Below are 1,677 nucleotides of genomic sequence, written 5' to 3' on the forward strand. Positions count from 1 at the left end.
GCCACCAAGGCGCCGCCGGTCGCCATATCGGCGGTCACCGGCGAGGGCATCGATGCGCTGAAGGCGCTTATCGAAACCAGGATGTCGGGTGAGCTGGAAACGACGACGCTGACGCTGACGCCAGCCCAGTTTGGCCTTGTCGACTGGATCTACCGCAACGGCGACGTCGTTTCGCGGGTCGACAATGAGGATGGCAGCGTCACCATTTCGCTCAATGCCACGCACAGCTCACGGCAAGAGATCGAGAGCCGATTGCACCGTAAGAACAACGGTTAAGCCTGGTTATTTCTCGCCCTTGGCCTGCTGCCAGAGCGCTTCCATCTCATCCAGCGTCGCCTTTTCCAACGTGTTGCCGGAGGCTTCCAGCGCTCGCTCGACATAGTGGAAGCGGGTGCGGAATTTCTCGTTGGTGCCGCTGAGCGCGGCTTCGGCGTCGAGCTTGAGGTGGCGGCCAAGATTGACGACGGCAAACAGCATGTCGCCGAACTCGTCCTTGATGGGTGCCGCGTCGCCGGTGGTGAGTGCTTCGCGCAATTCGCCGATCTCCTCCTCGATCTTGTCGAGGATGGGCGCCGCCTCGCTCCAGTCGAAGCCGACGCGAGCCGCCTTTTCCTGCAGCTTGAGCGCCCGGGTCAGCGCGGGCAGCGCCACCGGCACGCTGTCGAGGAACCCCTTGCCATTGTCTTCTGGGTCGAGCCCGCGGGCGAGGCGCGCATCGCGCTTCTCCGCCTTCTCCACCGCCTTGATTTTTTCCCACATGCCCTTGGCCATGCCGGCGCTGCGCGCCTCCTCGTCGCCGAAGACGTGCGGATGGCGCCGGATCATCTTGGCGGTGATCGCCTCGACGACGTCGCCGAAGGCGAATTCGCCAGCCTCCTCAGCCATTTGCGCGTGGTAGACAACCTGCAGCAGCAGGTCGCCGAGCTCCTCGCGCAGGTCGTCGAGATCGCCGCGCGCAATGGCATCCGCCACCTCGTAGGCTTCCTCGATCGTGTAGGGCGCGATGGTCGAGAAATTCTGCTCGATATCCCAGGGGCAGCCGGTCTTGGGCGCCCTTAGTGCCGCCATGATCTCGATCAGCCGGGAAATGTCCTTGGAGGGTTTCATCAGGCCGATGCTATCCTTGCGCCCATCGCGCAGCCAACGCTGGCAGCCGACGCGAGGGCGGTTGTCCACAGCTGCGCGGCGGCTCAGTCCAGAACCGATACGATCGCCTTGGCGAGCGCGTCCATCCCGTCCTCGGGCAGGCCGGCCACGTTGATGCGGCTGTCGCCGACCATATAGACGGCGTGCTCGGTGCGCAGCCGCTCGACCTGAGCTTCCGAAAGGCCTAGGCGCGAGAACATGCCGCGATGGCTGGCGACGAAATCGAAGCGGTCGGAATTGGACTGCCGGCGTAGCGCCTCGGCGAAGGCGACGCGCAGCCGCAGCATGCGCAGCCGCATCTCCTCTAGTTCCGCCTGCCAGTCCGCGCGCAAAGCGGCGTCTTCCAGCACGATGCGTACCGCCGCCGCGCCATGGTCCGGCGGCATCGAATAGAGTGCGCGCGCCGCAGACAGCATCTGGCTCATCGCCACATCGGCCTGCGCACCGTCCTTGGCCAGGATCATCGCCGCGCCGACGCGGTCGCGGTAGACAGCAACGTTCTTCGAGCAGCTCGAGGCGACGACCATTTCC

General features: G+C 65.1%; 2 protein-coding genes and 1 pseudogene. 1 reads left to right on the forward strand and 2 read right to left on the reverse strand.

The genetic code is table 11. The features are described 5' to 3' along the window. A pseudogene (locus tag EOA33_RS34860) lies at positions 1–276 on the forward strand (GTPase HflX); the annotation flags it as partial. 6 nt (positions 277–282) lie between these two features. On the opposite strand, the gene mazG reads toward EOA33_RS34860, so the two are convergent. Further along, the gene (gene mazG / locus EOA33_RS34865) at positions 283–1,107 is read right to left on the reverse strand and encodes a nucleoside triphosphate pyrophosphohydrolase (RefSeq protein ID WP_127407661.1); all 825 of its coding nucleotides are present in this window, start codon (positions 1,105–1,107) and stop codon (positions 283–285) included. Positions 1,108–1,190: 83 nt separating this feature from the next. Continuing rightward, on the reverse strand, positions 1,191–1,677 hold a 487-nt coding region (locus EOA33_RS34870), incomplete at its 5' end, for an aminotransferase class I/II-fold pyridoxal phosphate-dependent enzyme (RefSeq protein WP_127407662.1).

Origin of the sequence: Mesorhizobium sp. M4A.F.Ca.ET.050.02.1.1 (assembly GCF_003997725.1) — a bacterium.
Classification (GTDB): Bacteria; Pseudomonadota; Alphaproteobacteria; order Rhizobiales; family Rhizobiaceae; genus Mesorhizobium.

Excerpts from the sequence above, each read along its gene's own strand:
- mazG (WP_127407661.1), bottom strand. The coding sequence starts at position 1,107 with ATGAAACCCTCCAAGGACATTTCCCGGCTGATCGAGATCATGGCGGCA.